The organism is Xanthomonas euvesicatoria (assembly GCF_013112235.1).
Taxonomy (GTDB): Bacteria; Pseudomonadota; Gammaproteobacteria; order Xanthomonadales; family Xanthomonadaceae; genus Xanthomonas; species Xanthomonas euvesicatoria.
The window spans coordinates 3,652,110-3,678,309 of sequence record NZ_JABFFS010000001.1 but is presented as its reverse complement, the minus strand read 5'-3'; the positions used below and the strand labels follow the sequence as shown (position 1 = coordinate 3,678,309).

At 64.6% G+C, this 26,200-nt stretch carries 18 protein-coding genes and 5 tRNA genes; 12 read left to right on the top strand and 11 right to left on the bottom strand.

From position 1 onward, the window contains the following. The first annotated feature begins 42 nt into the window (after nucleotides 1-42). The 5 genes from HLH45_RS15865 to HLH45_RS15845 all read left to right on the top strand — a co-directional run bounded on the left by HLH45_RS15865 (nucleotide 43) and on the right by HLH45_RS15845 (nucleotide 3,860). Entirely contained in the window at nucleotides 43-705 is a 663-nt protein-coding gene (locus HLH45_RS15865; protein ID WP_008573204.1) for a CDP-alcohol phosphatidyltransferase family protein, read from the top strand. Nucleotides 706-759: 54 nt separating this feature from the next. Beyond that, nucleotides 760-1,989, top strand: coding sequence for a class III poly(R)-hydroxyalkanoic acid synthase subunit PhaE (phaE, locus tag HLH45_RS15860; protein ID WP_008573206.1), 1,230 nt, complete (start codon nucleotides 760-762; stop codon nucleotides 1,987-1,989). Further along, complete coding sequence (locus tag HLH45_RS15855) at nucleotides 1,986-3,062, top strand: class III poly(R)-hydroxyalkanoic acid synthase subunit PhaC (RefSeq protein ID WP_008573208.1); 1,077 nt, start codon at nucleotides 1,986-1,988, stop codon at nucleotides 3,060-3,062. The genes phaE and HLH45_RS15855 overlap by 4 nt, the downstream gene beginning before the upstream one ends. A gap of 115 nt (nucleotides 3,063-3,177) precedes the next feature. Continuing rightward, nucleotides 3,178-3,375: a PspC domain-containing protein gene (locus tag HLH45_RS15850; protein ID WP_008573210.1), complete on the top strand. Its 198-nt coding sequence runs from the start codon at nucleotides 3,178-3,180 to the stop codon at nucleotides 3,373-3,375. 8 nt (nucleotides 3,376-3,383) lie between these two features. Beyond that, nucleotides 3,384-3,860 (top strand): hypothetical protein, encoded by a 477-nt coding sequence (locus HLH45_RS15845; protein ID WP_033478715.1) that lies wholly within the window; start codon nucleotides 3,384-3,386, stop codon nucleotides 3,858-3,860. On the opposite strand, the gene HLH45_RS15840 is transcribed toward HLH45_RS15845, so the two are convergent. Then, nucleotides 3,818-5,029: an NAD(P)/FAD-dependent oxidoreductase gene (locus tag HLH45_RS15840; RefSeq protein ID WP_046932263.1), complete on the bottom strand. Its 1,212-nt coding sequence runs from the start codon at nucleotides 5,027-5,029 to the stop codon at nucleotides 3,818-3,820. The two genes, HLH45_RS15845 and HLH45_RS15840, sit on opposite strands and share 43 nt — an antisense overlap. Before the next feature lie 192 nt (nucleotides 5,030-5,221). On the opposite strand from HLH45_RS15840, the gene HLH45_RS15835 reads away from it, so the two are divergent. Then, nucleotides 5,222-5,449, top strand: coding sequence for a hypothetical protein (locus HLH45_RS15835; RefSeq protein WP_008573245.1), 228 nt, complete (start codon nucleotides 5,222-5,224; stop codon nucleotides 5,447-5,449). A gap of 102 nt (nucleotides 5,450-5,551) precedes the next feature. Then, a complete protein-coding gene (locus HLH45_RS15830; protein ID WP_008573244.1) occupies nucleotides 5,552-7,915 on the top strand; it encodes a Tex family protein in 2,364 nt (787 codons plus the stop codon). 180 nt (nucleotides 7,916-8,095) lie between these two features. On the opposite strand, the gene HLH45_RS15825 is transcribed toward HLH45_RS15830, so the two are convergent. Further along, complete coding sequence (locus HLH45_RS15825; RefSeq protein ID WP_046932261.1) at nucleotides 8,096-11,497, bottom strand: PAS domain S-box protein; 3,402 nt, start codon at nucleotides 11,495-11,497, stop codon at nucleotides 8,096-8,098. A 202-nt stretch (nucleotides 11,498-11,699) separates the two neighbouring features. Next, entirely contained in the window at nucleotides 11,700-12,080 is a 381-nt protein-coding gene (locus HLH45_RS15820; protein ID WP_011347430.1) for a response regulator, read from the bottom strand. 138 nt (nucleotides 12,081-12,218) lie between these two features. On the opposite strand from HLH45_RS15820, the gene HLH45_RS15815 reads away from it, so the two are divergent. Both HLH45_RS15815 and HLH45_RS15810 read left to right on the top strand, forming a co-directional pair. After that, a tRNA-Leu gene (locus tag HLH45_RS15815) sits at nucleotides 12,219-12,305 on the top strand. A gap of 371 nt (nucleotides 12,306-12,676) precedes the next feature. Continuing rightward, a complete protein-coding gene (locus HLH45_RS15810; RefSeq protein ID WP_003482805.1) occupies nucleotides 12,677-12,853 on the top strand; it encodes a hypothetical protein in 177 nt (58 codons plus the stop codon). A 297-nt stretch (nucleotides 12,854-13,150) separates the two neighbouring features. Here HLH45_RS15810 and HLH45_RS15805 read toward each other — a convergent pair. From HLH45_RS15805 to HLH45_RS15780, 6 genes are all read right to left on the bottom strand, one after another. After that, nucleotides 13,151-13,226, bottom strand: a tRNA-Glu gene (locus tag HLH45_RS15805). 47 nt (nucleotides 13,227-13,273) lie between these two features. Then, nucleotides 13,274-13,349 (bottom strand) — tRNA-Ala (locus HLH45_RS15800). 613 nt (nucleotides 13,350-13,962) lie between these two features. After that, nucleotides 13,963-14,038 (bottom strand) — tRNA-Glu (locus HLH45_RS15795). Nucleotides 14,039-14,085: 47 nt separating this feature from the next. After that, nucleotides 14,086-14,161, bottom strand: a tRNA-Ala gene (locus HLH45_RS15790). 91 nt (nucleotides 14,162-14,252) lie between these two features. Next, a complete protein-coding gene (locus tag HLH45_RS15785; protein WP_008576685.1) occupies nucleotides 14,253-14,714 on the bottom strand; it encodes a c-type cytochrome in 462 nt (153 codons plus the stop codon). 8 nt (nucleotides 14,715-14,722) lie between these two features. Beyond that, a complete protein-coding gene (locus HLH45_RS15780) occupies nucleotides 14,723-15,115 on the bottom strand; it encodes a c-type cytochrome (RefSeq protein ID WP_033479153.1) in 393 nt (130 codons plus the stop codon). 204 nt (nucleotides 15,116-15,319) lie between these two features. Between HLH45_RS15780 and HLH45_RS15775 the strand changes: the two genes are divergently transcribed. From HLH45_RS15775 to HLH45_RS15765, 3 genes are read left to right on the top strand one after another with little or no spacing between them, the layout of a single operon-like run. Then, on the top strand, nucleotides 15,320-16,453 hold the full coding sequence (locus tag HLH45_RS15775; protein WP_008576683.1) for an efflux RND transporter periplasmic adaptor subunit: 1,134 nt from the start codon (nucleotides 15,320-15,322) through the stop codon (nucleotides 16,451-16,453). Further along, nucleotides 16,450-19,959 carry an efflux RND transporter permease subunit gene (locus HLH45_RS15770; protein WP_008576682.1) on the top strand — a complete coding sequence of 1,170 codons (3,510 nt, stop codon included), beginning with the start codon at nucleotides 16,450-16,452 and terminating at the stop codon, nucleotides 19,957-19,959. The genes HLH45_RS15775 and HLH45_RS15770 overlap by 4 nt, the downstream gene beginning before the upstream one ends. Next, on the top strand, nucleotides 19,956-23,042 hold the full coding sequence (locus HLH45_RS15765) for an efflux RND transporter permease subunit (RefSeq protein ID WP_008576681.1): 3,087 nt from the start codon (nucleotides 19,956-19,958) through the stop codon (nucleotides 23,040-23,042). Before HLH45_RS15770 ends, HLH45_RS15765 begins: the two co-directional genes overlap by 4 nt. 478 nt (nucleotides 23,043-23,520) lie before the next feature. Here HLH45_RS15765 and HLH45_RS15760 read toward each other — a convergent pair whose 3' ends face one another. After that, entirely contained in the window at nucleotides 23,521-24,180 is a 660-nt protein-coding gene (locus HLH45_RS15760) for a bifunctional 4-hydroxy-2-oxoglutarate aldolase/2-dehydro-3-deoxy-phosphogluconate aldolase (RefSeq protein ID WP_008576680.1), read from the bottom strand. A 52-nt stretch (nucleotides 24,181-24,232) separates the two neighbouring features. Further along, nucleotides 24,233-26,149, bottom strand: a complete 1,917-nt coding sequence (edd, locus tag HLH45_RS15755; RefSeq protein WP_008576679.1) for a phosphogluconate dehydratase — start codon at nucleotides 26,147-26,149, stop codon at nucleotides 24,233-24,235. Between the last annotated feature and the right edge of the window lie 51 nt (nucleotides 26,150-26,200).

Here is a 26,200-nt window from a genome sequence, read left to right as displayed (position 1 = left end):
CGGATCGCCAGCCTAGCCGAGTGCAGCGAAACGGTCGCCTGCATGGCGCGCGCGCGTTACCCTTTGTGCATTGCTCACCTCAGGCTCCGCATGAAACGCCATTTTTCGATGCTGCGCGATTTCCAACTCGCGGACTGGTTCACGCTTGCCAACGCGTTCTGCGGCACCGGCGCGGTGTTTGCGGCCATGCGGTTCCTGCAAGAGGGGCATCGCGGCGATCTGCTGCTTGGCATGGCCTTGATCCCGCTGGCGTTCGTGTTCGATGCGCTGGACGGGCACGTGGCGCGCTGGCGCAAGGCGTCTTCCACACTGGGCCGCGAACTGGATTCGCTGGCAGACGTGATCTCCTTCGGCGTGGCGCCGGCGGCGCTGGGCTACGCCTGCGGCATGCGCGGCGGTTGGGACTGGCTGGTGCTGAGCTACTTCGTCTGCTGCGGGGTCAGCCGGCTGGCGCGCTACAACGTCACCGCCGAAGAGATCGCTGGCGAGGCCGACAAGGTGCCGTATTTCGAAGGAACGCCCATTCCGACCAGCCTGGTATTGGTGATCCTGCTCGCCGTTGCCGCCAGCAGCGGGCATATCGGCGACACCTTGTGGTGGGGGCAATGGCAACTGGGGCCGTGGCAGTTCCATCCGCTGGTGCTGCTGTTTGCGGTGTCCGGCTCGCTGATGATCAGCAAGACGCTGCGTATCCCCAAGCCCTGAGCGGCACACCGCCACGCACGCGGTAGGATGGCTGGGTAAAGGTCACTGGACGGGATGATGGCAAGCAGCGGTTCGGACAAAGGCAACTTCGACGACAAGGCGCGCCAGTATTGGGCTGCCTGGGGAGATGCCATGCGCCACGGCCAGGCCGGCGCCGCCGCGCAACAACCACCGCCCGCGTCCGGTAGCGATGCTCCGCAGGATTGGCGCAAGGCCGTGGATTGGTGGTCGCAGTTGCTGCCCACCCAGGCCGCCCCGCAGGCGCAGGAGGCCATCGACCGCTTTCGCACCCAGGCCGGCGACTGGTTCGGGACCATGCAGCAGGTGGCCGCGCAGTTTGCCGGGCGCGACACCTCGGCCAATGAAGTGGCCGAGGCCTGGCGCCAGGCCGTACAAGGGCAGGGCGAACAGCTGATGCAGTGGACCTTGGGTTCGCTGCGCGGCGGCAGCCCGGGCGGGTTCGACCCGTGGCTGCAGGACGCGGCGCAGGCGCTGCAGAAGTGGCGCGAGGAAAATGCGCCCTGGCTGGACATGCCGGCGTTCGGATTGAACCGCAATCACCAGTCGCGCCTGCAGAAACTGGCACGCGCACAGCAGGAGTTCCAGGCCCAGTCGGAGGCCTATGGCGAGCAACTCAAGGCGGCGATCGAGCAGGCGTTCGCGCGCTTCGCGTCCAAGCTGAGCGAGCACGAGAGCAGCGGTAGCCAGCTGACCAGCGCCCGCGCCCTGTTCGATTTGTGGATCGAGGCGGCCGAAGAGTCCTATGCCGATGTCGCCTTGTCGGAGCAGTTCCGCAAGGTGTACGGCGGTTTTGCCAATGCGCACATGCGTCTGCGCGCTGCGCTGCAGGAAGAGGTCGAGCAACTCAGCGAACGCTTCGGCATGCCCACACGTTCGGAGATGGACGCCGCGCATCGGCGCATTGCCGAACTGGAACGCCTGGTCAGGCGGATGCTGCGTAACGCAGCTTCACCGGCAAGCAAGCCCGCTGCGGCGCCGCAGCCTGAAACGGTGACATCGGCGGCGGGCAAGCGCGCGTCGTCCGCCAGCGCCAGTGCGGCGGCAGCGCGGCCGGCGGAGGCAGCACGGGCAGTCAAGCCGGGTGCATCCAAGAAGGCGTCCGTCGAGAGGACCGCGACGAAAAAGGCGGCTCCGAAACAGGCGCCAGCGGTCTCCAAGTCGACGAAAACGACCTCGGTCAAGAAGCGCGGTGGGGCGAAATCCCCGCCCAAGCCTGCGGACCGTAAACCCGCTGCAGGTAAAAAACGTGGAGCGCAGGCATGAAAGGTCCGTTGGGATTCAGTGCCGAAGACCTGATGCAGGAAACCTTGTCGATGCAACGCAAGTTGCGCGAAGGGCTCAAGTTGCTGCCGGGCGTGGACGATGTGGATTATGGCGTCACCGAGCGCGAAGAAATCTGGCGCGATGGCAAGGTGGTGCTATACCGCTTCATCGGCGAGCAGGCACCGGTGGCAAAGACACCGCTGCTGATTGTCTATGCATTGGTCAATCGCCCCTACATGGTCGATCTGCAGGCGGATCGCTCGCTGGTGAAGGGGCTATTGAGTCACGGCCAGGATGTCTACGTGCTGGATTGGGGCTACCCGGACCGCTCCGAGCGCTACCTCACGCTGGAAGATTATCTGCTGCGCTATATCGATGGCGCGGTGGATCACCTGCGCGCGCAATCCGGGCTGGAGGCGGTCGATGTGCTCGGCATCTGTCAGGGCGGCACGTTTTCGTTGTGCTACGCCGCGCTGCAACGCGACAAGGTGCGCAACCTGATCACCATGGTGACACCGGTGGATTTCCATACTCCCGACAACATGCTGTCCAACTGGGCGCGCATGGTCGATGTGGATCTGTTCGTGGACACGATGGGCAACGTGCCGGCGGACCTGATGAACGCCAGTTACCTGATGCTCAAGCCGTTCCGGCTGAATCTGCAGAAGTACGTGGGCCTGCTCGACATCCTCGACGACAAGCAGGCGCTGGAGGATTTCCTGCGCATGGAAAAGTGGATCTTCGATTCGCCCGACCTGGCCGGTGAGGCCTTCCGCGAATTCGTCACGTTGTTCTATCAGCGCAACGGGTTGGTCACCGGGCAGGTGAGCATCGGGGGACAGGCAGTCGATCTGCAGGCGCTCGACATGCCGGTGCTGAATATCTACGCCGAACACGACCACTTGGTGCCGCCGGATGCCTCACGGGCGCTAGGAGGGCTGGTCGGCAGCGACGACTACAGCGAATTGAGCTTCCGTGGCGGGCACATCGGAATCTACGTCTCCGGGCGTGCGCAGCGCGAGGTGCCGGTGGCAATCCATCGCTGGTTGCAGGAACGCGGCGGCAATGCCTGAGATGGCTGCCTGCACGCCGCGCAGGTGATGCTGCGCCAAGCAGGCCGGGCGGCCATCACGATCTGCAGCGGCCGCGTTTTCTAGACTGTTGGCTACGTCTTGCAGGAGTCCTGCCATGTCTACCACCACGTTGTCCCGCTCCCTCAACGACCGCATGATCGCCGGTGTCGTTGGCGGCATTGCGCGTCGTTTTGGCTGGAGCTCGACGCTGCTGCGTGTGTTTTTCGTCATCGTGTCGATTGCCTCGGCCGCGTTTCCCGGCATCCTGGTGTATCTGATTCTGTGGCTGCTGATCCCCAACCAGGCCGATTGAAGCCGGTAATGCGCGGCCTGCCTGCATTGCAGGTGCTGGGCGCGTTGTGGACGCTGCCCAATACCTTGATCGGGCTCGCGATCGGCGCGGCCGGCTGGTGTTTCGGTGCGCGTCCCGTCTGGTCGCCGCGGGAACATGCCGTGGTCTTCCACGCCTGGCCGTGGGGTCCGGGGGGCGCAATGACGTTGGGCAACGTGATCTTGCTGAAAGGTGCATCGCTGGACCTGCAGTGCAGCACCTACGCGCACGCCGCAGGCCGTTGCCAGCATCCGCCGGTGCGCCTGGGCGACCACGAGCGCGCGCATGTCTATCAGTACATGCTGCTTGGGCCGCTGTTCCTGCCCATGTATGTTCTGTGCGGCGGCATCCACGTGCGCAATCCGCTGGAGCGGGCTGCCGATACCTATGCGATGCACGGCCACGGTTGGTGGCCGTGGGGGATTCAACCCAGGCGCGCGAAGCCGAACAATTCGGACAGCGGGTGAGGCGTGCCCTCTAGTTGTGCACGCAACAAGCCTGCGCCAATGGCGCTATAGGTAATGCCGTTGCCGCCATAGGCCATCGCGAACGATACACGTGGCCCCAGTTCGGCATGCGGCCCGAAGAACGGCAATCCATCGGCAGTTTCTGCGAAGGTGCCAGCCCATGCGAACGCCGGGCGCAGGCGCATATCGGGCATGGTCTTGCCAATTTTCTTCAGCAACGTCCTGAGCTTGCCCTGCACGCGTGCGTCGCGGCGAGGGGGAATGTCGATGTTGTCGTCTTCGCCACCCGCGACCACGCGCCCGTCTGGTGTCCTGCGCAGGTACAGATACGGGCGCGCGGTCTCCCACATCATGGTGTGCTTAAGCGCGCCCATTTCGCTGTCGTGCAGGGTGTCGGTCACGAAGGCGTAGCTGCTGCGATTGCGCGCCACCGGCTGCGAGAGCCAGCGCTGGTTGCCATAGCCGGCTGCCAGGATCACGTGACGGGCGCGCACGCTCACACCGTCTTCGGTGCGCAGGTCGACATGTGCGTCGTGCGGATCGATCGAGGCAATGGCGGTGCGGTCATAGATGCGTGCGCCGTATTGCTCGCACTCGGAAAACAGGCGGTAGCACAGGCGGTACGGGTCTACGCTGGCGGCCAGGCGGCTCAGAATCGCGCCATCCGAATGCACGCCGTAGTTGTGCCAGAGCGGCTCGCGTTCGATCCACTCCACCGGCAGTCTCTGCGCCTGGCGGGTCTCCAGCTCGCTGCGCAGGTCTTTGATATCGCGCGAGCGGCTGGCGTAGTACAGGCTGTCCTGGCGCGTGAAGTCGGTGCCGCCGAAGGTATTGCACAGGCCCTGCAGGTCGAGGATGGCTTGCGCGCACGCCCCATAGGCCAGTGCCGCTGCCTGCATGCCGTGCTGTCTGGCCAGTTCGATCATCGGTGTATCGATTTCGTACTGGAGCAATGCGGTGCTGGCCGAGGTGCTGCCCCAGCCGATGTCGCGCTGTTCGACTACCGCGACTTCGTGCCCATGGCGCACCAATTCGTGGGCAATCAGCGCGGCGGTCACCCCACCACCGACGATGGCCACTTCGCAGACGGTGTCTTGCTCCAGGCGCGGGTACGCGCGCATCAACCCGTTGCGGATCGACCAGAACGGGTAGCCACTTTTGAGGTCCATGCGGTGTCGAGCAGCGAGCGGATGGACGGCGATTGACCGCCAAGCGGGGTGAAGCGGCCGTGAGGCGAGCCCGGCCTTGCCGCCGTCACCAAACGGCAAACAGCCAGCGTTAACGTGCGTGGAAAGCTCCTCACGGCGTGCTGGTTATCCTGCCGCCACAACGCAGCAACAGCAGCAGAAGAGGGTGTGGGTATGTCGATTGTCCTGTACGTCGGTGGCAGCAAAGATGGCGACAAGGGCGTGGTGCCTTACGGTTTCAGCAAGTCGCGTGCGATGACCGATGCTGGCCCTGAGGTGTATGTCGAACGCATGGTGCCGCTGAAGGATGTCGGCAAGATCCGCGTGATGGCGCTGGAGTCGCTGCACGAAAGCATTCTGGTCGAACGTGCCGCCACCCATTACGCTCGTCAGGTCAGCTGAGCGCGGCAGCATAGGTTTACGGCGGCGTTGTCAACGGGTTTCCGTGGCGGGCCGGCACTGCGAAAATGCGTTTTTCAGTGAAGCGGGTCACCCCGCGCCGTCATGCACGATAGCCAGCTCGCCCAGCAGATTGCTCGCACCATCGCCGATGAGATCGGTGCCCAGCCCGCCCAGGCGCACGCCGCCATCGCCTTGCTCGACGAAGGCGCCAGCGTCCCCTTCATCGCCCGCTACCGCAAGGAAGTCACCGGCGGGCTGGACGACACTCAGCTGCGCAACCTGGAAACGCGCCTGACCTATCTGCGCGAGCTGGAAGAGCGCCGCGCGGCGATCCTGTCCAGCATCGGCGAGCAGGGCAAGCTCAGCGACGAATTGCGCAACGAGATCTTGGCAGCCGACACCAAGTCGCGGCTGGAAGACCTGTACCTGCCCTACAAGCCCAAGCGCCGCACCCGCGCGCAGATCGCGCGCGAAGCCGGGCTGGAGCCACTGGCCGATGGCCTGTTGGCGGACCCGACGCAATCCCCGGACGTGGCCGCGGCAGCCTTCGTCGATGCCGAGAAAGGCGTTGCCGACAGCAAGGCGGCGCTGGAAGGCGCGCGCGCCATCCTGATGGAGCGCTGGGGTGAAGATGCGGCGCTGGTCGGTGAGCTGCGCAGTTGGCTGAGCGACAATGGCGTGATCCGCGCACGGGTCGCCGAGGGCAAGGAAGAGGCCGGTGCCAAGTACCGCGACTACTTCGATCACGCCGAAACATTGGCGAAGATTCCTTCGCACCGCTTGCTGGCGCTGTTTCGCGCACGCCGCGAAGAAATCCTGTATCTGGATCTGGATCCGGGCAGCGATGCCGAGGCTGGCCACCAGTACGCCGAAGGCCGTGTGGCGCGCAATGCCGGTATCTCCAACGAAGGCCGTCCAGCCGATCGCTGGTTGCTGGACGCGTGCCGGCTGACCTGGCGCGCCAAGTTGCATATGCACTTGCTGTTGGACCTGTTCAACCAGGCGCGCGAAAAGGCCGAGGCCGAAGCGATCGCGGTATTCGGCGACAACCTCAAGGACCTGATGCTGGCAGCGCCGGCCGGTCCGCGGGTGGTGCTTGGGCTGGATCCGGGCATCCGTACCGGTTGCAAGATCGCCGTGGTCGATGCCACCGGCAAGCTGGTGGCCACCGAAACGATTTATCCGCACGAACCCAAGCGGCAGTGGGATCAGTCGCTGCAGACCATCAAAAAGTTGTGCATGCAGCACAACGTGGAGCTGATCGCGATCGGCAACGGCACCGCCAGCCGCGAGACCGACAAGCTGGCCGGTGAGGCGATTGCGCTGTGCGGCGCTGCCAAGGTACAGAAGGTGGTGGTGAGCGAGGCGGGCGCATCGGTGTATTCGGCCTCGGAGTTCGCGGCCAAAGAATTCCCGAATCTGGATGTGTCGCTGCGTGGCGCCGTGTCGATCGCGCGCCGTCTGCAGGATCCATTGGCCGAACTGGTGAAGATCGAGCCCAAGGCGATCGGCGTGGGCCAGTACCAGCACGATGTGGATCAATACCGTCTGGCCAAGGCATTGGAAGCGCGGGTGGAAGACTGCGTCAACGCGGTCGGTGTCTACGTCAATACGGCCTCGGCGGCGTTGTTGTCGCGCGTGTCCGGGCTGTCAGGCACGGTGGCGGAAAATATCGTGCGTCACCGCGACGACAATGGCCCGTTCAAGCGACGCAAGGACCTGCTCAAGGTGCCGCGGCTGGGCGAGAAGACCTTCGAGCAATGCGCCGGTTTCCTGCGCATTGCCGATGGCGAGGAGCCGTTGGATGTGTCGGCGGTGCATCCGGAAGCGTATCCGGTGGTGGAACGCATCGTGAGCAGCACCGGCAAGCCGATCAAGGCATTGCTGGGCGACGGCAGTTTTCTGCGTGGCCTGAAGCCGGAGATGTTCACCGACGACCAATTCGGTGTGCCGACCGTGCGCGACATCCTGAAAGAGCTGGAAAAACCCGGCCGCGATCCGCGCCCGGAGTTCAAGGCAGCGCAGTTCGCCGAAGGCATCGAGGACATCAAGCACCTCAAGCCGGGCATGGTGCTCGAAGGTGTGGTCAGCAATGTGGCCGCGTTCGGTGCGTTCGTCGATATCGGCGTGCATCAGGATGGATTGGTGCACATCTCGGCCTTGTCGGAGACCTTCGTCAAGGATCCGCGCGATGTGGTCAAGGCCGGCGACATAGTCAAGGTCAAGGTGCTGGAGGTGGATGTGGCGCGCAAGCGCATCGCGCTGACCTGTCGTCTGTCCGACACGCCGCCAGCGGCAGATGGCGCAGCGCAGCCGCGCGAAGCCCGTGGCAGCGGCGGTCCGGGGCAGGGCAGGCGCGACGGTGGTGGACGCGGTCAGGCGCAGGCCAATAGCAAACCGCGGATCACCGCGCCGCCGGCGGACAATGCGCTGGCAGCGGCGTTTGCGCGTGCCAAGCGTAGCTAGGTCGCGTTTTTGATCTGTCGGTTGATCGGCGTGGTTGGGTGGCGTGGCGCGGATCTATTGTGGCGATGGATGGTCTGCGGTTTGGCTTATAAGTAAAAGCCTTCGGTGCAGGCAAGCATCCTCAGTGTGCCGATCGGTGACGAAGTCATCGACCGAGCACGCTCCACTGCTACTCCACTTCTATTCCACTGCAGCCCGCACCGCGCGCGTGGGCAAGATCAAGCGTTCGATCAGGTCGACCAGGCCGGGTGGTTCCACCGGCTTGCCCATGTGCGCATCGAAGCCGGCTACTACCGCGCGGTCGCGGTCTTCTTCGCGGACATAGGCGGTAAGGGCGACGGCCGGAATATGCCGCGGCAGATCGGCGCGGCCCGAGCGCACGGTGCGGATCAAGTCGTAGCCATCGCGCAAGGGCATCGCGATATCGCTGACCAATACATCGAAGTGCGCGTTCGCCAAGCAGTGCTCGGCCGCGTCCACCGACCCGGCAGCCTGCACCTGCGCCCCGGCCAGCATCAGGAACTGCATCACCGCTTCGCGCGAATCCTGATCGTCGTCGACCAGCAGGACGCGCACGCCAGCCAGGCGGTCGCGGCACTCGTCCGGCAGCGCGCCCGCGTGGGTGGTGTCTGCCGAGGCAGGCCGCAGATCGCTGACCCCGTGCTGGAACGGCAACACGATGGTAAATAGCGCGCCCTGGCCTTCGCCCGCGCTGGAGGCGCCCAGACTGCCGCCATGCAGGTCCACCAACTGACGCGAGATCGACAGGCCCAACCCCAGGCCGCCCACGCGCCGTGTAGTGCCTGCATCGGCCTGACGAAAACGGTCGAACACATGCGGCAGGAAATCCGCCGCAATGCCGATCCCGGTGTCCTGTACGCACAGGCGCAGCCGCTCGTCTTCGACATCCATCGCCACTCGCACCGTACCGCCGGCAGGGGTGAACTTGAGCGCATTGCTGAGCAGGTTGGTCAGCACCTGCTGCAGCCGCCCGGCATCGCCGAAGAACCACAGCTCGCCATCGCAAGGCGCATCCAGCTCCAGTGCGATCTTGCGCGCCAACGCGGTCGGCTGCATGAGTTCCAGCACGCTGCGCACCAACCCGGCGATATCGAAATGCTCGGCCTGCAGGCGGATCTTGCCGGACAGGATCGCGCTCATATCCAGCAGGTCGTCGATGATCTGCGTCTGCGCGCGCGCACTGCGTTCGATGATCACCAGGCCCCGGCCCATATTGGCCGGATCGGCGATGTCCGATTGCATCAACCGCGACCAACCCAGGATCGCGTTGAGGGGTGTGCGCAACTCATGGCTGAGCGTGGCCAGGAATTCGTCCTTGACCCGGTTGGCATGCTCGGCCTGCGCGCGCGCGGCGGTTTCCGCCTGCAACGACAGCTTGAGCTTGGCATCCACCCGGGTGCGTTCGATCACGATGCCGGCCAGGTGCGAGGCCGAGCGCGCCATCGCCTGCTCGCGCAAGGACGGTAGGTGAGGGCGGTCGTAATAGATATTGAGCGTGCCCAATACCTGCCCGTTGCTGGCCAGGATCGGGGTAACGCAACACGCGGCGATGCCCATCGTTGCCGAGATCGCATGGTGGCTGCTGAAGCTTGCATCGGCCTGGAGATCGCTGCAGATCACCTGACGACCCAGGTGCGCCGACAGGGCGCACGGCGGACCATCCGGCCCGATCGGCGATGGCTCGAAGTGCCCGCGGTACTCGATCGGAAAATGCGGTGCCGAGCCGAAACTCAAGGTGTGGCGGACCTCATCGCGCACCATCACCGAGCAGTACAACGGGATTTCACCGCGTGCCTCCACACTCAATGCGATCGCATCCAGCACCACCGGCAATGGTGCGCCGGTGGTGATCAAACTCAGGATCGCGCGGTCCGAAGCGGTGGCATCTTCGATGTGCTTGCGTTCGGAGATGTCGGTGAGCGAGCCGATGTGCCCAAGAAACCGTCCGTCGCTGGCGAAGTGCGGGGATGCGGTGTCGATGCACCAGCGGTATTGCCCGTCGTGGCGGCGCACGCGGTATTCGGCGAGGAATTCGCCGCGTTGCTCGAGTGCCTGTTCAAAGGCATGCCGCACGCGTGCTGCATCGTCCGGATGCATCACATCCCACCAGCCCTGATCCAGTGCCTGGTCTTCCCCCTGTCCGGTGAAGTTGTACCAGCGCGGATTCCAGTACACGCAATCGCCTTGCGCGTCGGCCATCCAGATCATCGCTGGCACCGTCTCGCAGAGCGCACGGAAGCGCACTTCGCTTTCGCGCAATTGCTGCTCGAATGCGCGCCGGTCATGAATGTCGGTGTAGGTACCGATCCACTCGCTGATGCTGCCATCGTCGCCGCGCACCGGGAGCGCGCGCACCAGGTGCCAGCGCGATTGCCCGTCGTGACGCAGCAGTTCGCACTCCACCTCGAGAGCGCGCTGGCCTTTCAATGCCAGGCTCCACGCCTGCTCGGACAGGCGCAGACCATCGGCGGTGTGCGCGCGGTGCCAGGCGGCATCTTCGTTGCTGGAAGGATCCAGGCCGGTGTACTCGTACCAGCGCTGGTTGAAGTAGTGCGGTCGTCCGTCCGGATCGGCAATGAAGATGATCTGCGGCAGCGTATCGGCGAGGCGGCGCAGGCGCGCTTCGTTGGCCGCGAGTTGCTGCTGCGCCTTGGCCCGTTGCATCGATTCCCAGCAGCGTGCCACGACCAATCGCACCAGTTCGATCTCCGCCGACAGCCAGCGCCGCGGTGCGCGCTGATGGACGCCGATCGCGGCCACCAATCGGTCGTGCTTGTGCAGCGGAATGGCCAGCGAGGCGCGCAAGCCGGAGCGGCGGTACTGCTCGGCCACATAGTCCGGCGCACCCGGCGCCATCGCATCGGTCGTGAACCAGGGGCGGTTCGCCAGCAGCGCATCGCGCAGGCCCTGTGCGGCCTCCAGTGGGAAGTCGCCTTGCAGGCTCGGCATGTCCTGCACATGGTCGCTGATGACATGCATGGTGCTGCCATCGGCAGCGACCAGACCGAATGCGCAACGGTTCGCCTGCAGATGCTCGCCAAGCAGGCGCACGCTGGTGTCGATGATCTGCCGCGGATCGGACACGTGCTGCAGTGCGTCTTCCAGCATCAATAGAAAACTGTCGCGACTATCGCTGCGACGTTGTTCGCTGACGTCAGCGGTCGAATCCGCAACGCCGATGTAGAGCGCGCCTACCTGCTCGCCCGTTTGCAGCACTGGGCTGCATGACCAGCGCTCCAGCTCCAGGGCCATTGCCGCGGCTGGTTCGTCATCGCCATCGCGATTGGATGCATATGTCAGCGCCGCACGCGGCTGCCCGAATGCCGCCGGGTGGTGCGGTCCCAGTCGTGCAATGCAGGCATCGTTGTAGATACAGCGCTCGTCGCGGCCCCATACGAGCAGCATCGGAACTTGCGCATGCAGGCAGATCGAGAGTGCTGTGCGCAGCGCGGGGCTGTCGCCCAACAGCGCGTCCGCAGCGTGCACGGAAGCGGCCAGTAATGCTGCAGTTTCGCTCGTCTCCGGCAGCAAGCCGGCTAACGGCGACACGGCGATATCCATCCAGCGACCCGCCCGTCATTCTTCGATGGCAAATTCTAGTAGCAACCGGCCTGCACCGGCAGCGCCGCGGAACCGGCGATTCAGCTAATCGCTGCCGGCACATGGCAACACAATGCGTCTGTGGCAGAAGGATAAGGTGTTAGAGAGAGGGCAGGCGTGCCGCACCTGGCAGTGGCACCGGCAGGGCGCCCGGTCCTGCTGCTCAGCCCTCAGCGCCGCGCAACTCGCGCGCTTTGGACAATGCACCGATCAGTTCTTCGGACAGATAGGGCTTGATCAGGATGACACCACGTTCGAATCCACTCGGGATGCTGCCGATGGCCACGCCGGTTGCCAGCACGAACGGGATACCGCGCTCCGACAACAGGCGTGCGACCGGTTCGCTGGTTTCGCCGTTACCCAGGCGATAGTCCAGCACTGCGATATCCGGTGGCTCGGCGCTGATCAGCTGCAGGGCATCGCGCACTTCGCCGACCGGGCCGATGACGACGGCACCCGCCTGAACAAGCTGCAGGTCGAGCAGCATGGCATTCATGTCATCGTTTTCGACCACGAGTACCCGAACTCCACGCAACACCGACATTGCTTACTCCTTTACTGAGTCGGCCAGTATATCGGGACTGCCTGGACACAGCGCTGCAGACCCCGCTTGCACCTGAATTCGTCAGGCGCAAACTGACACTGTTCGTTTCAACAACAAGTCGCTATACTGCGCGGCCACGCCGAAGTGGCGGAATCGGTAGACGCAGCGGACTCAAAATCCGCCGCCCTTAAAAGCGTGTGGGTTCGAGTCCCACCTTCGGCACCAGGTTGTTGCAGTACCAGCGAAAGCCCTTCTGGAGAAGTCCGGTGGGGCTTTTTGCTGTGTGCCGTTCGGCAGGCGTGGGGCTTCGTTGATGCGGCGCGACCAGCGAGGCTGGCGACCGTCAGTGCGGTCGAACGGAGCGCGAAGCGACGGCGTGGTTGGCGCGCGATGCACGACTGGCGTCAGGAGCAATTTGTTTGCAGTGCATCTGCGTGGCGCAGATGCTGATCGCCCGAGTTCGTCCATCGGCACGCCACGCATCAGGCACGCAACTGCCGCGCGCCGTGCAGTGCGCAGGTAATGGATGACGTTGCAGGCACGCGACCATCACGCTGCTTGCGTACCGTGGGAGTCTCTTTTGAGCGGGTGACCCCATGGACTTCGATGCTTCGCAACAGCTGCGCATCCTGCGCGACATCCACGACACCAAGCCGGTGGCCGACGAAGAGGGAAACTGGGCGGTACGCGCCGGCTATGCCACGCAAGCCGAAGATGGCGACATCGACCTGACGCACGAGGGCCGCAAGGCGCTGGATAGCGGGCAGACCTGAGGTGTTTCGCACCGTGCACTGCGTGGCTGGCCTTGAGATCGGACGGAGGTTTTACTCATCGCATTAGCGTGCGATGGGGCCTGCGACACGCCCCGAACGCATTTGCGAGGTGGCGAGACGATCGGTCAGCGATGTAATGGCTTGCAAGTGCGTAGCGGGGAGTTGCATACAAGGCTCGCCAGTGAAATGCATTTGCGCGCCACTGGTCCCAGCCCGCAATGGCCTCGAAATACGTCTGAGACGAAGGTTAGGGACAGACAAGAAAAAGCCCCGGCCGTGCCGGGGCTTTTGGATGATTGGCGTCCCCACGGGGATTCGAACCCCGGTGTCCACCGTGAAAGGGTGGTGTCCTAGGCCTCTAGACGATGGGGACGCGTATCAAAACCTCGTTATCCACTTGAGACGGCCTAATGTCTGAAGTGGTGGAGCCAGGCGGGATCGAACCGCCGACCTCCTGCATGCCATGCAGGCGCTCTCCCAGCTGAGCTATGGCCCCGCGTTGCTGCGAGCCGGCAATCATAGCGACATCGCCGCGCGATGGGAAGTGGTCTGGGCAAAAAAGTTGTAGCAAGGGCGCAGCCGCCGGGCGAACTGCCAGGCCGCATGCGTCGAGCGCGCCATTGAACAGCAACGGCGCAGCTGGAGTGCATGAAGCGCCATAAGTCCTCGGTGTTCGGGGTGTGCAGTGGATTGCAGTGACGACGATATCGGCGCGCTGGATGCGCCGATGTGAGTTTGCACTCACTTCGACAGCGGTCGATTTGCGAGCAACTGCCGCGACGCTTCTGGCAACGTGCCAACTGCGAGGCGGGCAGGGACATCGACAGCAAAATTATGTGCGCGCGCGAACGCGCATACGCTTGAGTCGTGCCGCAACTCGTCAAGCGCTTGGATCGAGCGGGTGTCGGCATCAGTAGCGGCCTGCCGAACAGCAGTGCGTGCGTATCGATGCGCACACCAAGCGCTGTGCCATCCGCGGCAGAGATTCAACTCTTTCTGTCCGCTGCATCATGGCGATGAACCGAGGCATGCCCAGCCTCGCTCAGAACCGGATTCGGCCTGGTGACAGGCAAAAAAAAGCCCCGGCAGTGCCGGGGCTTTTGGATGATTGGCGTCCCCACGGGGATTCGAACCCCGGTGTCCACCGTGAAAGGGTGGTGTCCTAGGCCTCTAGACGATGGGGACGCGTATCAAAACCTCGTTGTCCACTTGAGACGGCCTAATGTCTGAAGTGGTGGAGCCAGGCGGGATCGAACCGCCGACCTCCTGCATGCCATGCAGGCGCTCTCCCAGCTGAGCTATGGCCCCACGAAACTGAGAACGAAATGATAGCGGCCTGTTAATGTTCGCGCAAGCGCTTTTTCATTCCGAATGAGACGGTGCGACGTTCGCATCGCACTCAGTTGACGCCGTGCAGATCGCGCAACTGCGTCTGACGCGCGCCGAAGTACGCCGCCAGGTCGGCGATGTCCTGATCGCTCAGCGCCGTGGCCTGGGCGGTCATCAACGGATGCTGACGGTCTCCGCTACGGTAGGCCTGCAGCGCATGCGCAAGATAGTCGCCGTATTGGCCGCCCAGTTTGGGATAGCTGGGATCGATCGGCGCATTGCCATCGGCACCGTGGCAGTCCACGCAGCTCTGGCCTGTCGCCTTGCCCTTGGCATGGGCGAGTTTGTCGCCGGCGTCGGCGCGGCCGGTGGGCAGACCTGCCGACGAGCCGGAGCCGTGCTCGCCGCTGGCGTGGCCGGGGTCGCCAGCGGAGTGATCGGTGGACTCAACCTGGGATTGGGAACAGGCCGCCATCATCAGGGCAGCGACCAGGACGATGGCTAGACGCGGAGCGTGCAGTGCGTTCGGCATGTGGGCGCTTACTTGAGGGTGGACAGAAAGGCGGAGATGTCGGCGATGTCCTGCTCGGAAAAGCTCTGCGCCTGTGCCTGCATGGTTGGATGCTTGCGCTTGCCCTGGCGATATTCGGTCAACGCCTGGGTCAAATACTGGCTGGTCTGGCCGCCAATCTTGGGCACGCGATAACTGGGGTAGGCGTTCTTATAGCCGGTGACGCCGTGGCAACCCTGGCAGGTATAGGCGAGCAAGCGCCCATTCGACGGGTTGCCGGTCGGCGCGGCAGGGGTTGCCACCGCGGCAGCAGGTGCCGGGGGGGCCGGAGCTGCGGGTGTGGCTTGCGGTGTTGCTGATGCGCCCCCAAACGGCAGGAAGACGACCAGAGCGAGACAAGCGGCGAGCGGCTGCGGGCGCATGGTTTCGTATCCGGAAGACTGATTGAGCGTCCGCACGTGGGGGCGTGACGGAACCGGACCGAGTATGCCTGCGATTTGGCGCGGCGCAAACCGGGTGAATAGGCCAAGTTGAATAGACCATGACCTTTGGCGCATTGGCGGCATGTGCATCTGGGTGGTCTACTTGCCTACAACACCTGTTCACGCATCCACTAGGACACGACGATGTCGCCACTCTCCTTCTTGCCGGGTCGCAGCGGAACCTGCGCCGCTGCATTGTTGATCACCACGAGCCTGCTGCTGGGCGGTTGCAAGGCAGGAGAGGGCCAGGCCAAGACCGCCGAGGAAAAGAAGGCCGTCGATGCGGTGCCGGTGGAAATCGCCAAGGCCGCGCGCCGTGCGGTGGCCGCCAGTTACACCGGCACCGCTGCGCTGGAGCCACGCGCCGAGGCGCAAGTAGTGGCCAAGACCTCGGGCGTTGCGCTGTCGGTGATGGTGGAAGAGGGGCAGAAGGTGTCGGCGGGCCAGGCACTGGTGCGGCTGGATCCGGATCGCGCGCATCTGGCGGTGGCGCAGAGCGAAGCCCAGCTGCGCAAGCTGGAAAATAGCTATCGCCGCGCCACCCAGTTGGTAGGGCAGCAGTTGGTCAGCGCCGCGGATGTGGACCAGCTCAAATTCGATGTCGAAAACAGTCGTGCGCAGCACCGGCTTGCATCGTTGGAGCTGTCGTACACCACGGTGCAGGCGCCGATCTCCGGCGTGATCGCATCGCGCTCGATCAAGACCGGCAACTTCGTGCAGATCAATACGCCGATCTTCCGCATCGTCGACGATTCGCAGCTGGAGGCCACGCTCAATGTGCCCGAACGCGAATTGGCCACGCTCAAGTCGGGCCAGCCGGTGACCTTGCTGGCCGATGCGCTACCGGGCCAACAATTCGTCGGCAAGGTGGATCGCATCGCGCCGGTGGTGGACTCGGGCAGCGGCACGTTTCGCGTGGTCTGCGCATTCGGCCAGGGGGCCGAAGCGTTGCAGCCGGGCATGTTCGGGCGCATCCGTATCGATTACGACCAGCGCAAGGACGCCTTGGTGATCCCGCGCCTGGCGTTATTGGACGATGGCGAACCGGCAGTGTTCGTAGTGCGCAACGGCAAGGCCAGCCGGGTGCCGGTGAAACTGGGCTATGCCGAGGGGCCGTGGCTGGAAGTGCGGCAGGGCCTGAAGGAAGGCGACCAGGTGGTGACTGCCGGCAAGGTGGCGCTGCGCGACGGCACTGCGGTGCAGGTGATCGGCCAACCCGATCGCAAGCCGGTCGCGACCAAGGCCGCTGCGCCCGCACATGATGAGACGCACGCATGAGCGAGAACGGCAACCCGCACGGACCCGTGCATGATCCGCACGCACCACTGCCTGGCGGCGGTGGCCTGGTGGCCTTCGCCACGCGGCGGCGTGTGACCATCGCCATGATCACCGTAACGATGCTGCTGTTCGGGCTGATCGCGTTACGCAGCCTCAAGGTCAATCTGCTGCCCGATCTGAGCTATCCCACGCTCACCGTACGCACCGAATACACCGGCGCGGCGCCGGCGGAAATCGAAACGCTGGTGACCGAGCCGGTGGAAGAAGCGGTCGGGGTGGTCAAGAACCTGCGCAAGCTCAAGTCGATCTCGCGCACAGGGCAGAGCGATGTGGTGCTGGAGTTTGCCTGGGGCACCAATATGGACCAGGCCAGCCTGGAGGTGCGCGACAAAATGGAGGCCTTGTCGCTGCCGCTGGAAACCAAGCCGCCGGTACTGCTGCGCTTCAATCCTTCCACCGAGCCGATCATGCGGCTGGCGTTGTCGCCCAAGCAGTCGCCGGCCTCCGATACAGATGCGATCCGCCAGCTCACCGGCTTGCGTCGCTATGCCGACGAAGACCTGAAAAAGAAGCTCGAACCGGTGGCCGGCGTGGCAGCGGTGAAGGTCGGCGGCGGGCTGGAAGACGAGATCCAGGTCGACATCGATCAGCAGAAGTTGGCGCAGCTCAATCTGCCGATCGACAACGTGATCACCCGGCTCAAGGAGGAGAACGTCAACATCTCCGGCGGTCGGCTGGAAGAAGGCTCGCAGCGCTACCTGGTGCGTACGGTCAACCAGTTCGTGGATCTGGACGAGATCCGCAACATGCTGGTGACCACCCAAAGCAGCAGCGGCAGCGCGGCCGAAGCGGCGATGCAGCAGATGTACGCCATTGCGGCGTCCACCGGTTCGCAGGCGGCGCTGGCGGCAGCGGCCGAAGTGCAGAGCACCTCCTCCTCGTCCAGTAGCAGCATCGCCGGCGGCATGCCGGTGCGGCTGAAGGATGTGGCGCAGGTGCGCCAGGGCTACAAGGAGCGCGAGGCGATCATCCGCCTGGGCGGCAAGGAAGCGGTGGAGCTGGCGATCTACAAGGAAGGCGATGCCAATACCGTGTCCACCGCCGCGGCGCTGCGCAAGCGCCTGGAGCAACTCAAGGCGACGGTGCCGGGCGATGTGGAAATCACCACGATCGAGGACCAATCGCACTTCATCGAGCATGCGATCAGCGATGTCAAAAAAGATGCGGTGATTGGCGGCGTGCTGGCGATCCTGATCATCTTCCTGTTCCTGCGCGATGGCTGGAGCACGTTCGTGATCAGCCTGTCGTTGCCGGTGTCGATCATCACCACGTTCTTCTTCATGGGTCAGCTGGGGTTGAGCCTCAACGTGATGTCGCTGGGCGGGCTGGCGTTGGCCACCGGCCTGGTGGTGGACGATTCGATCGTGGTGCTGGAGAGCATCGCCAAGGCACGCGAGCGTGGCCTGGGCGTACTGGACGCGGCCATCGCCGGCACCCGCGAAGTGAGCATGGCGGTGATGGCGTCCACGTTGACCACCATTGCGGTATTCCTGCCGTTGGTGTTCGTCGAAGGCATCGCCGGGCAGTTGTTCCGCGATCAGGCATTGACGGTGGCGATCGCGATTGCGATTTCGCTGGTGGTGTCGATGACGCTGATTCCGATGCTGAGCTCGCTCAAGGGCGCGCCGCCGATGGCGTTCCCGGACGAGCCGAGCCATCCGGATTGGCGGCCCGAGCAGCGCTGGCTCAAGCCGGTGGCGGCCGGGCGGCGCGGCGCGGGTGCGAGCGTGCGTTATGCGTTCTTCGGTGCGGCGTGGGCGGTGGTGAAGGTGTGGCGCGGGTTGAGCCGCGTGGTGGGGCCGGTGATGCGCAAGGCCAGCGACCTGGCGATGGCGCCGTATGCCCGTGCCGAGCGTGGCTATCTGGGGATGTTGCCGGCGGCGCTGCGGCGTCCCTGGTTGGTGCTGGGGCTGGCCGCGGCGGCGTTCATCGGGACAGTGTTTCTGGTGCCGATGCTGGGCGCGGATCTGATTCCGCAGCTGGCGCAGGATCGCTTCGAAATGACCGTCAAACTGCCTTCCGGCACGCCGCTGGCGCAGACCGATGCAGTGGTGCGCGAGTTGCAGCTGGCGCACGACAAGGACCCGGGCGTCGCCTCGCTGTACGGCGTCAGCGGTAGCGGCACGCGATTGGATGCCAACCCCACCGAGAGCGGCGAGAACATCGGCAAGCTCACCGTGGTGATGGCCGGTGGCGGCAGCCCGGCAGTGGAGGCGGCGGCGACCGAGCGGCTGCGCAGCAGCATGGTCGGGCACCCGGGCGCACAGGTGGATTTCGCGCGGCCGGCGTTGTTCAGTTTTTCGACACCGCTGGAAGTGGAACTGCGCGGCCAGGATCTGGGCGAGCTGGAACGCGCCGGGCAGAAGTTGGCCGCGATGCTGCGCGCCAACGGCCACTACGCCGACGTCAAATCGACGGTGGAAGAGGGCTTCCCGGAGATCCAGATCCGTTTCGACCAGGAGCGCGCTGGTGCCTTGGGGCTGACCACGCGGCAGATCGCCGATGTCATCGTCAAGAAGGTACGTGGCGATGTGGCCACGCGCTACAGCTTCCGTGACCGCAAGATTGATGTGCTAGTGCGTGCCCAACAAGCCGATCGCGCCAGTGTCGATGCGATCCGTCAGCTGATCGTCAACCCGGGCAGCAGCCGGCCGGTGCGCCTGGCGGCCGTTGCCGAGGTGTTGGCGACGACGGGGCCGAGCGAGATCCATCGTGCCGACCAGACCCGCGTGGCGATCGTGTCGGCCAGCCTGAAGGACATCGACCTGGGCGGCGCGGTACGCGAAGTGGAAACGATGGTGCGCAAGGACCCGCTTGCTGCCGGCGTGGGCATGCACATCGGCGGGCAGGGCGAGGAGCTGGCGCAATCGGTGAAGTCGCTGTTGTTCGCGTTCGGCCTGGCGATCTTCCTGGTCTATTTGGTGATGGCCTCGCAGTTCGAGTCGCTGCTGCATCCATTCGTCATTCTGTTCACCATTCCGTTGGCAATGGTCGGTGCGGTGCTGGCCCTGCTGATGACCGGCAAGCCGATCTCGGTGGTGGTGTTCATCGGCCTGATCCTGCTGGTGGGCCTGGTGACCAAGAACGCGATCATCCTGATCGACAAGGTCAATCAGCTGCGCGAAGACGGTGTGCCCAAGCGCGAGGCGCTGATCGAAGGTGCGCGCTCGCGCCTGCGGCCGATCATCATGACCACCTTGTGCACCTTGTTCGGCTTCCTGCCGCTGGCGGTGGCCATGGGCGAGGGCGCTGAAGTGCGTGCACCGATGGCGATCACCGTGATCGGCGGGTTGCTGGTGTCGACCTTGCTGACCTTGCTGGTCATCCCGGTGGTGTACGACCTGCTGGATCGCCGTGCCGATGCGTACTACCTGGAGCGCGGCCGGCGCATGGCCGGGCAACGTGCACAGGCGGCAAGCAATGCCGACGGACTGGGGGCGCTATGAGCGTTGCCGCCTTCAGCATCCGTCGCCCGGTCACCACCATCATGTGCTTCGTGTCGCTGGTGGTGGTGGGCTTGATCGCGGCGTTCCGGCTGCCCTTGGAGGCGCTGCCGGATATTTCCGCGCCATTCCTGTTCGTGCAATTGCCCTACACCGGCTCCACGCCGGACGAGGTGGAGCGCAACCTGGTGCGGCCGGCCGAGGAAGCGCTGGCAACGATGACCGGCATCAAGCGCATGCGCTCGACCGCCACCGCAGACGGCGCGAACATCTTCATCGAATTCTCCGACTGGGACCGCGATATCGCCATCGCCGCATCCGATGCGCGCGAGCGACTGGATGCGGTGCGCGACGATTTTCCGGAGGATCTGCAGCGCTTCCACGTCTTCAAGTGGTCCAGCAGCGACGAGCCGGTGCTCAAGGTGCGCCTGGCCAGCCAGACCGATCTGACCGGCGCGTACGACATGCTCGACCGCGAGTTCAAGCGGCGCATCGAGCGCATCCCCGGCGTGGCCAAGGTGGAGATTTCCGGTGCGCCGCCGAACGAGGTCGAGATCGCGATCGCACCGGATCGGCTCACCGCGCACGACCTCAGCCTCAACGATCTGAGCGAGCGCTTGGGCAAGCTGAATTTCTCGGTGTCTGCAGGCCAGATCGACGACAACGGCCAGCGTATCCGGGTGCAGCCAATCGGCGAGCTGCGCGACCTGCAGGAATTGCGCGAGCTGGTACTCAATGCCAAAGGTGTGCGGCTGGGCGACATCGCCGAGGTGCGGCTCAAGCCGACGCGCATGAATTATGGCCGGCGCCTGGATGGGCGCCCGGCCATCGGCCTGGATGTCTACAAGGAACGCAGCGCCAATCTGGTGGAGGTGTCGAAGGCGGCGTTGAAAGAGGTCGAAGACATCCGCGCCCAACCGGCGCTGCGCGATGTGCAGGTCAAGGTGATCGACAACCAGGGCAAGGCGGTGACCTCGTCGCTGGCCGAACTGGCCGAAGCCGGCGCGGTGGGCCTATTGCTCTCGATCACGGTGTTGTTCTTCTTCCTGCGGCATTGGCCATCGACGCTGATGGTGACGTTGGCGATCCCGATCTGCTTCGCCATCACCTTGGGCTTCATGTATTTCGTCGGGGTCACGCTCAACATCCTGACCATGATGGGGTTGCTGCTGGCAGTGGGCATGCTGGTGGACAACGCGGTGGTGGTGGTGGAAAGCATCTACCAGGAACGCGAGCGCATGCCCGATCAACCGCAGCTTGCCGCGCTGCTGGGAACGCGCAGCGTGGCCATTGCGCTCAGCGCCGGCACCTTGTGCCATTGCATCGTGTTCGTGCCGAATTTGTTTGGCGAAACCAACAACATCAGCATTTTCATGGCGCAGATCGCCATCACCATCTCGGTGTCGTTGCTGGCGTCGTGGCTGGTGGCAATCAGCTTGATTCCGATGTTGTCGGCACGCATGAAAACGCCGCCGATGGTGACCTCCGAGCACGGCGTGATTGCACGGCTGCAGCGCCGTTACGCCAAGGTGCTGGCGTGGACGTTGGCGCACCGCGGATGGAGCGTGACCGGCATCATCCTGGTCAGCGCGATCAGCCTGGTGCCCATGAAGTTGACCAAGGTCGACATGTTCGGTGGCGACGGGGGCAACGAAGCCTTTATCCAGTATCAGTGGAAAGGTTCGTACACACGTGAGCAGTTGGGCGAAGAGATCGGCCGTGTCGAAAACTATCTCCAAGCCAATCGCGCCAGGTACCACATCACGCAGATCTATTCGTGGTTCAGCGAAGTGGAAGGCAGCAATACGGTGGTGACCTTCGATGCGAGCAAGGTCAAGGACCTGCCGCCGCTGCTGGAAAAAATCCGCAAGGAGCTGCCGCGCTCTGCGCGTGCCGATTACAGCATCGGCAATCAGGGCGATGGCGGCAATGGCAACCAGGGCGTGCAGGTGCAGCTGGTCGGCGATTCGACTGATGCACTGAAAGCGCTGGCCGACGATGTGATTCCACTGCTGGCGCAGCGCAAGGAGCTGCGCGATGTGCATGTGGATACGGGCGACCGCACCAGCGAGCTGGCGATTCGTGTCGATCGCGAGCGCGCGGCTGCCTTCGGATTCAGTGCCGAGCAGGTGGCCAGTTTTGTCGGGTTGGCATTGCGCGGCACACCGCTGCGCGAGTTCCGCCGGGGCGACAACGAGGTGCCGGTGTGGGTGCGGTTTGCCGGCGCCGAGCAGAGCAAGCCGGAAGATCTGGCCAGCTTCACCGTGCGCACCAAGGACGGCCGCAGCGTACCGTTGCTGAGTCTGGTGGAGGTGCAGATCCGTCCGGCCGCCACCCAGATCGGGCGCACCAATCGGCAGACGACGCTGACGATCAAGGCCAATCTCGCCGAAAAGGTCACCATGCCCGAGGCGCGCGCAGCGATGGAAGCGCCGCTCAAGGCGATGAGTTTCCCGGCCGGTTACAGCTACACCTTCGACGGCGGCGATTACCAGAACGACGGCGAGGCGATGAACCAGATGGTGTTCAATCTGGTGATCGCGCTGGTGATGATCTATGTGGTGATGGCCGCGGTGTTCGAATCGCTGCTGTTCCCGGCGGCGATCATGAGCGGGGTGTTGTTCTCGATCTTCGGGGTGTTCTGGCTGTTCTGGATCACCGGTACCTCGTTCGGCATCATGTCCTTCATCGGCATCCTGGTGCTGATGGGCGTGGTGGTGAACAACGGCATCGTGATGATCGAGCACATCAACAATCTGCGCCGCCGCGGCATGGGGCGGACGCAGGCGCTGGTCGAAGGCTCACGCGAGCGTTTGCGGCCCATCATGATGACCATGGGCACCGCGATCCTGGCGATGGTGCCGATCTCGCTGACCAGCACCACGATGTTCAGCGACGGCCCACCGTACTTCCCGATGGCGCGCGCCATCGCCGGCGGCCTGGTGTTTTCGACGGTGGTGAGCCTGCTGTTCCTGCCGACGATCTACGCGATCCTCGACGACATGAGCAGCGGTGCGGCTGCGCTGGTACAGCGTGCGCGTGGTGTGCCGAAGGCGAGGCGGTCGAGCGCTGCGTTGGAATCGTGAACGAGGTAAGGCGTTAAGCCCCTCTCCCCCCCCGGGAGAGGGGTTGGGGTGAGGGTACGGTTGCTTCCTTCGGCTCGTACGACAACCAAAGCACCTGACCGCCAATCAGCGGCTCCGGTAAGGGGCGACAGCGCAGCCGGGGATCGGCTCTTCGGAGCGACAGACATCCTGTCTGACGCGCCGTCGCGACACATCCGTGCGCCGCTCTCCGCCGATCGCCGGCCGCGCTGCCGCTTCGGTGTTTCATTACCGTGGCTTCGAGCAGATCGGTGTGCCATCGCCATGACCTCGAGCAGAAAAGCCGCGCTCAAGGATGCTTCGAAAGATTTTTTTCGGCCTACGGGCGAACACTGCAGTGATCGCCGTCATGCAGGATCACTCGATCTCCAATGCCGTCATTAGCGAATCCGTACATCTGTATCGGCGTACAGATTCGAAGTCATCCAACGATCAACCCGCTGGAGATGGCGTCAGCGCGTCAGCCTGCACGCACCTGCCGCACGATCGCCGCCGCCTTGGCCGAACTTTCCTTGACCTTGTCCCACTGGCCCTGCGCCAGCCAGTCCTTGGGCACCATCCACGAGCCGCCGATGCACAGCACGTTCGGCTGTGCCAGGAACTCGGCGGCGTTGGACTCGCTGATGCCGCCGGTGGGGCAGAGCTTGAGCTCGGACAACGGGCCAGCCAGGCCCTTGAGCATCTGCAGACCGCCCACGGCGGTGGCCGGGAACAACTTGCAGACGCGAAAGCCCAGGCCCATCAACGTCAGCAGCTCGGTCGGGGTGGCCGCGCCTGGAACCGCCGGGATCGGTGCATCCGCCAGCAGGCGCGCCAGCGGCGCCGGCGTGCCCGGGGTCACCAGAAAGTCTGCACCGGCATCCACCGACTGGCGCAGTTGCAGCTCGCTGAGCACCGTGCCGGCGCCGATCACGATGTTGGGCAGCTCGCGCTTGAGCATCGCCAGCGCATCGATGGCAACCGGCGTGCGCAGGGTCAGCTCGATCGCGGGCAGACCGCCTTCGAGCAGCGCATCGGCGACGCGGCGCGCCTGGTCCAGCGTGTCCACGGTGACCACCGGCAGGATGCCGGCATCGCGCAGCAACTGTTCGGCGGTGTTCTGGGTCTGGGCAATCGTCATTGCAACTCCGGGTGACGGCGACCGCCGGAGCGGCCGCAGAGAGGGAAGGGGATCAGGCGTCCTTGGACTCGTGCGGTGCTGCCGCAGCGGCAGCATCGGCACCGAGTTCGTACTCGGCGTCGTAGCTCCACAGCGCACCGTCCGGATGGGTCGGGCCGCAGGAAATCGAAATCGCGCCCTGGTCGGCGGGGCCGACGACCTGGCGGTTGATGGCGAACAGATTGCGGCCCAGGTCATTGCCGGCAACGGACGTATTGGGTGCAACCTCGCGCGATGCCCATTCTTCGGCCGAGACCAGCACTTCCAGGGTGCCGGCTTCGCCGTCCAGGCGCACGATGTCGCCTTCGCGTACGCGCCCGATCGGGCCGCCGCGTGCCGCTTCGGGCGTCAGGTGGATTGCGGCCGGGAACTTGCCCGAGGCACCGGACAGGCGGCCGTCGGTGACCAATGCCACGCGCCGGCCCTGGTTCTGCAGCAGGCCCAGCAGCGGCGCCATCGAATGCAGCTCCGGCATGCCGTTTGCGCGCGGGCCCTGGTAGCGCAACACCACCACGAAATCGTGCGGCAACACGCCGGCGGCATGCAGTTTGTTGAGCACCTGAGGCGTATCGATCACCACGGCCGGCGCCTGGATGCTGCGATGCTGCGGCTTGACTGCCGACAGCTTGATCAACGAGCGACCGAGATTGCCGCGCAGCAGGCGCAGCCCGCCTTGCGATTCGAAGGCATCGCCGACCGGACGCGCCACGCTGTCGTCGGCGGTGGTGGGAGTGCCTGGCACGTAGGTCACCTTGCCGTCCTGCAGGCGCGGCTCATTGATGTAGGCACGCATGCCGCCTTCCACCACGGTGGGTAGGTCGTCGTGCATGTAGCCGGCGTCCATCAGCTCGCGGAACACGAATGCCGTGCCGCCAGCGGCCTGGAAGCGATTCACGTCGGCTTCGCCGTTCGGGTAGATGCGCGTCAGCAGCGGCACCGTCTGCGAAATCAGGTCCATGTCGTCCCAGGTCAGCACGATACCGGCCGCACGCGCCACTGCGATCCAGTGGATGGTGTGGTTGGTCGAGCCACCGGTCGCCATCAGCGCGACCACGGCGTTGACGATGGCGCGCTCGTCGATCAGGCGACCGAATGGGCGGAAATCTTCGCCCAACGCCGAGATCGCCAATGCGCGCGCGGTGCCTTCGCGGGTCAACGCATCACGCAACGGCAGCTCCGGATTGACGAACGAGGCGCCGGGCAGCTGCACGCCCATCGCTTCGAGCAAGACCTGGTTGGAGTTGGCCGTGCCGTAGAAGGTGCAGGTGCCCGGCGAGTGGTAGGACGAGGCCTCGGCTTCCAGCAGCTCGGCGCGCGTGGCTTCGCCAGCGGCGTAGCGTTCGCGCACTTCGGCCTTCTGCTTGTTCGGAATGCCCGGCGTCATCGGACCGGCCGGCATGAAAATCGCCGGCAAATGGCCGAACGCCAGCGCACCGATCAGCAGGCCCGGCACGATCTTGTCGCAGACGCCCAGGTACACCACGCTGTCGAACATGTCGTGGCTCAGGCCGATGGCTGTCGCCTGGGCGATGTTGTCGCGCGAAAACAGCGACAGCTCCATACCGGCGCGGCCCTGGGTCACGCCGTCGCACATCGCCGGCACGCCACCGGCCACCTGTGCGGTGGCACCGAGCGCGCGGGCAGTCTCGCGGATCAGCTGCGGGTAGTGTTCGAACGGCTGATGTGCCGACAACATGTCGTTATAGGCGGTGATGATGCCCAGGTTCGGCGTGGCCGCACCACGCAGGCGCGATTTGTCGCCCGGCTCGGACGCAGCGAAGCCATGCGCAAGATTGCCGCAGCTCAAGCGGCTACGGAACGGACCCTCACGCAGGGCAGCATCGAGACCGGCCAGATACGCCGCGCGCGAGGGAGCGCTGCGCTTGCGGATACGGTCGGTGACGGCTTGGATATTCGGATGCAGGCTCATTGGCTACCGGCTATGAGAAACAGGGGGGAAGGAAATGCTCTTTTAATTCCC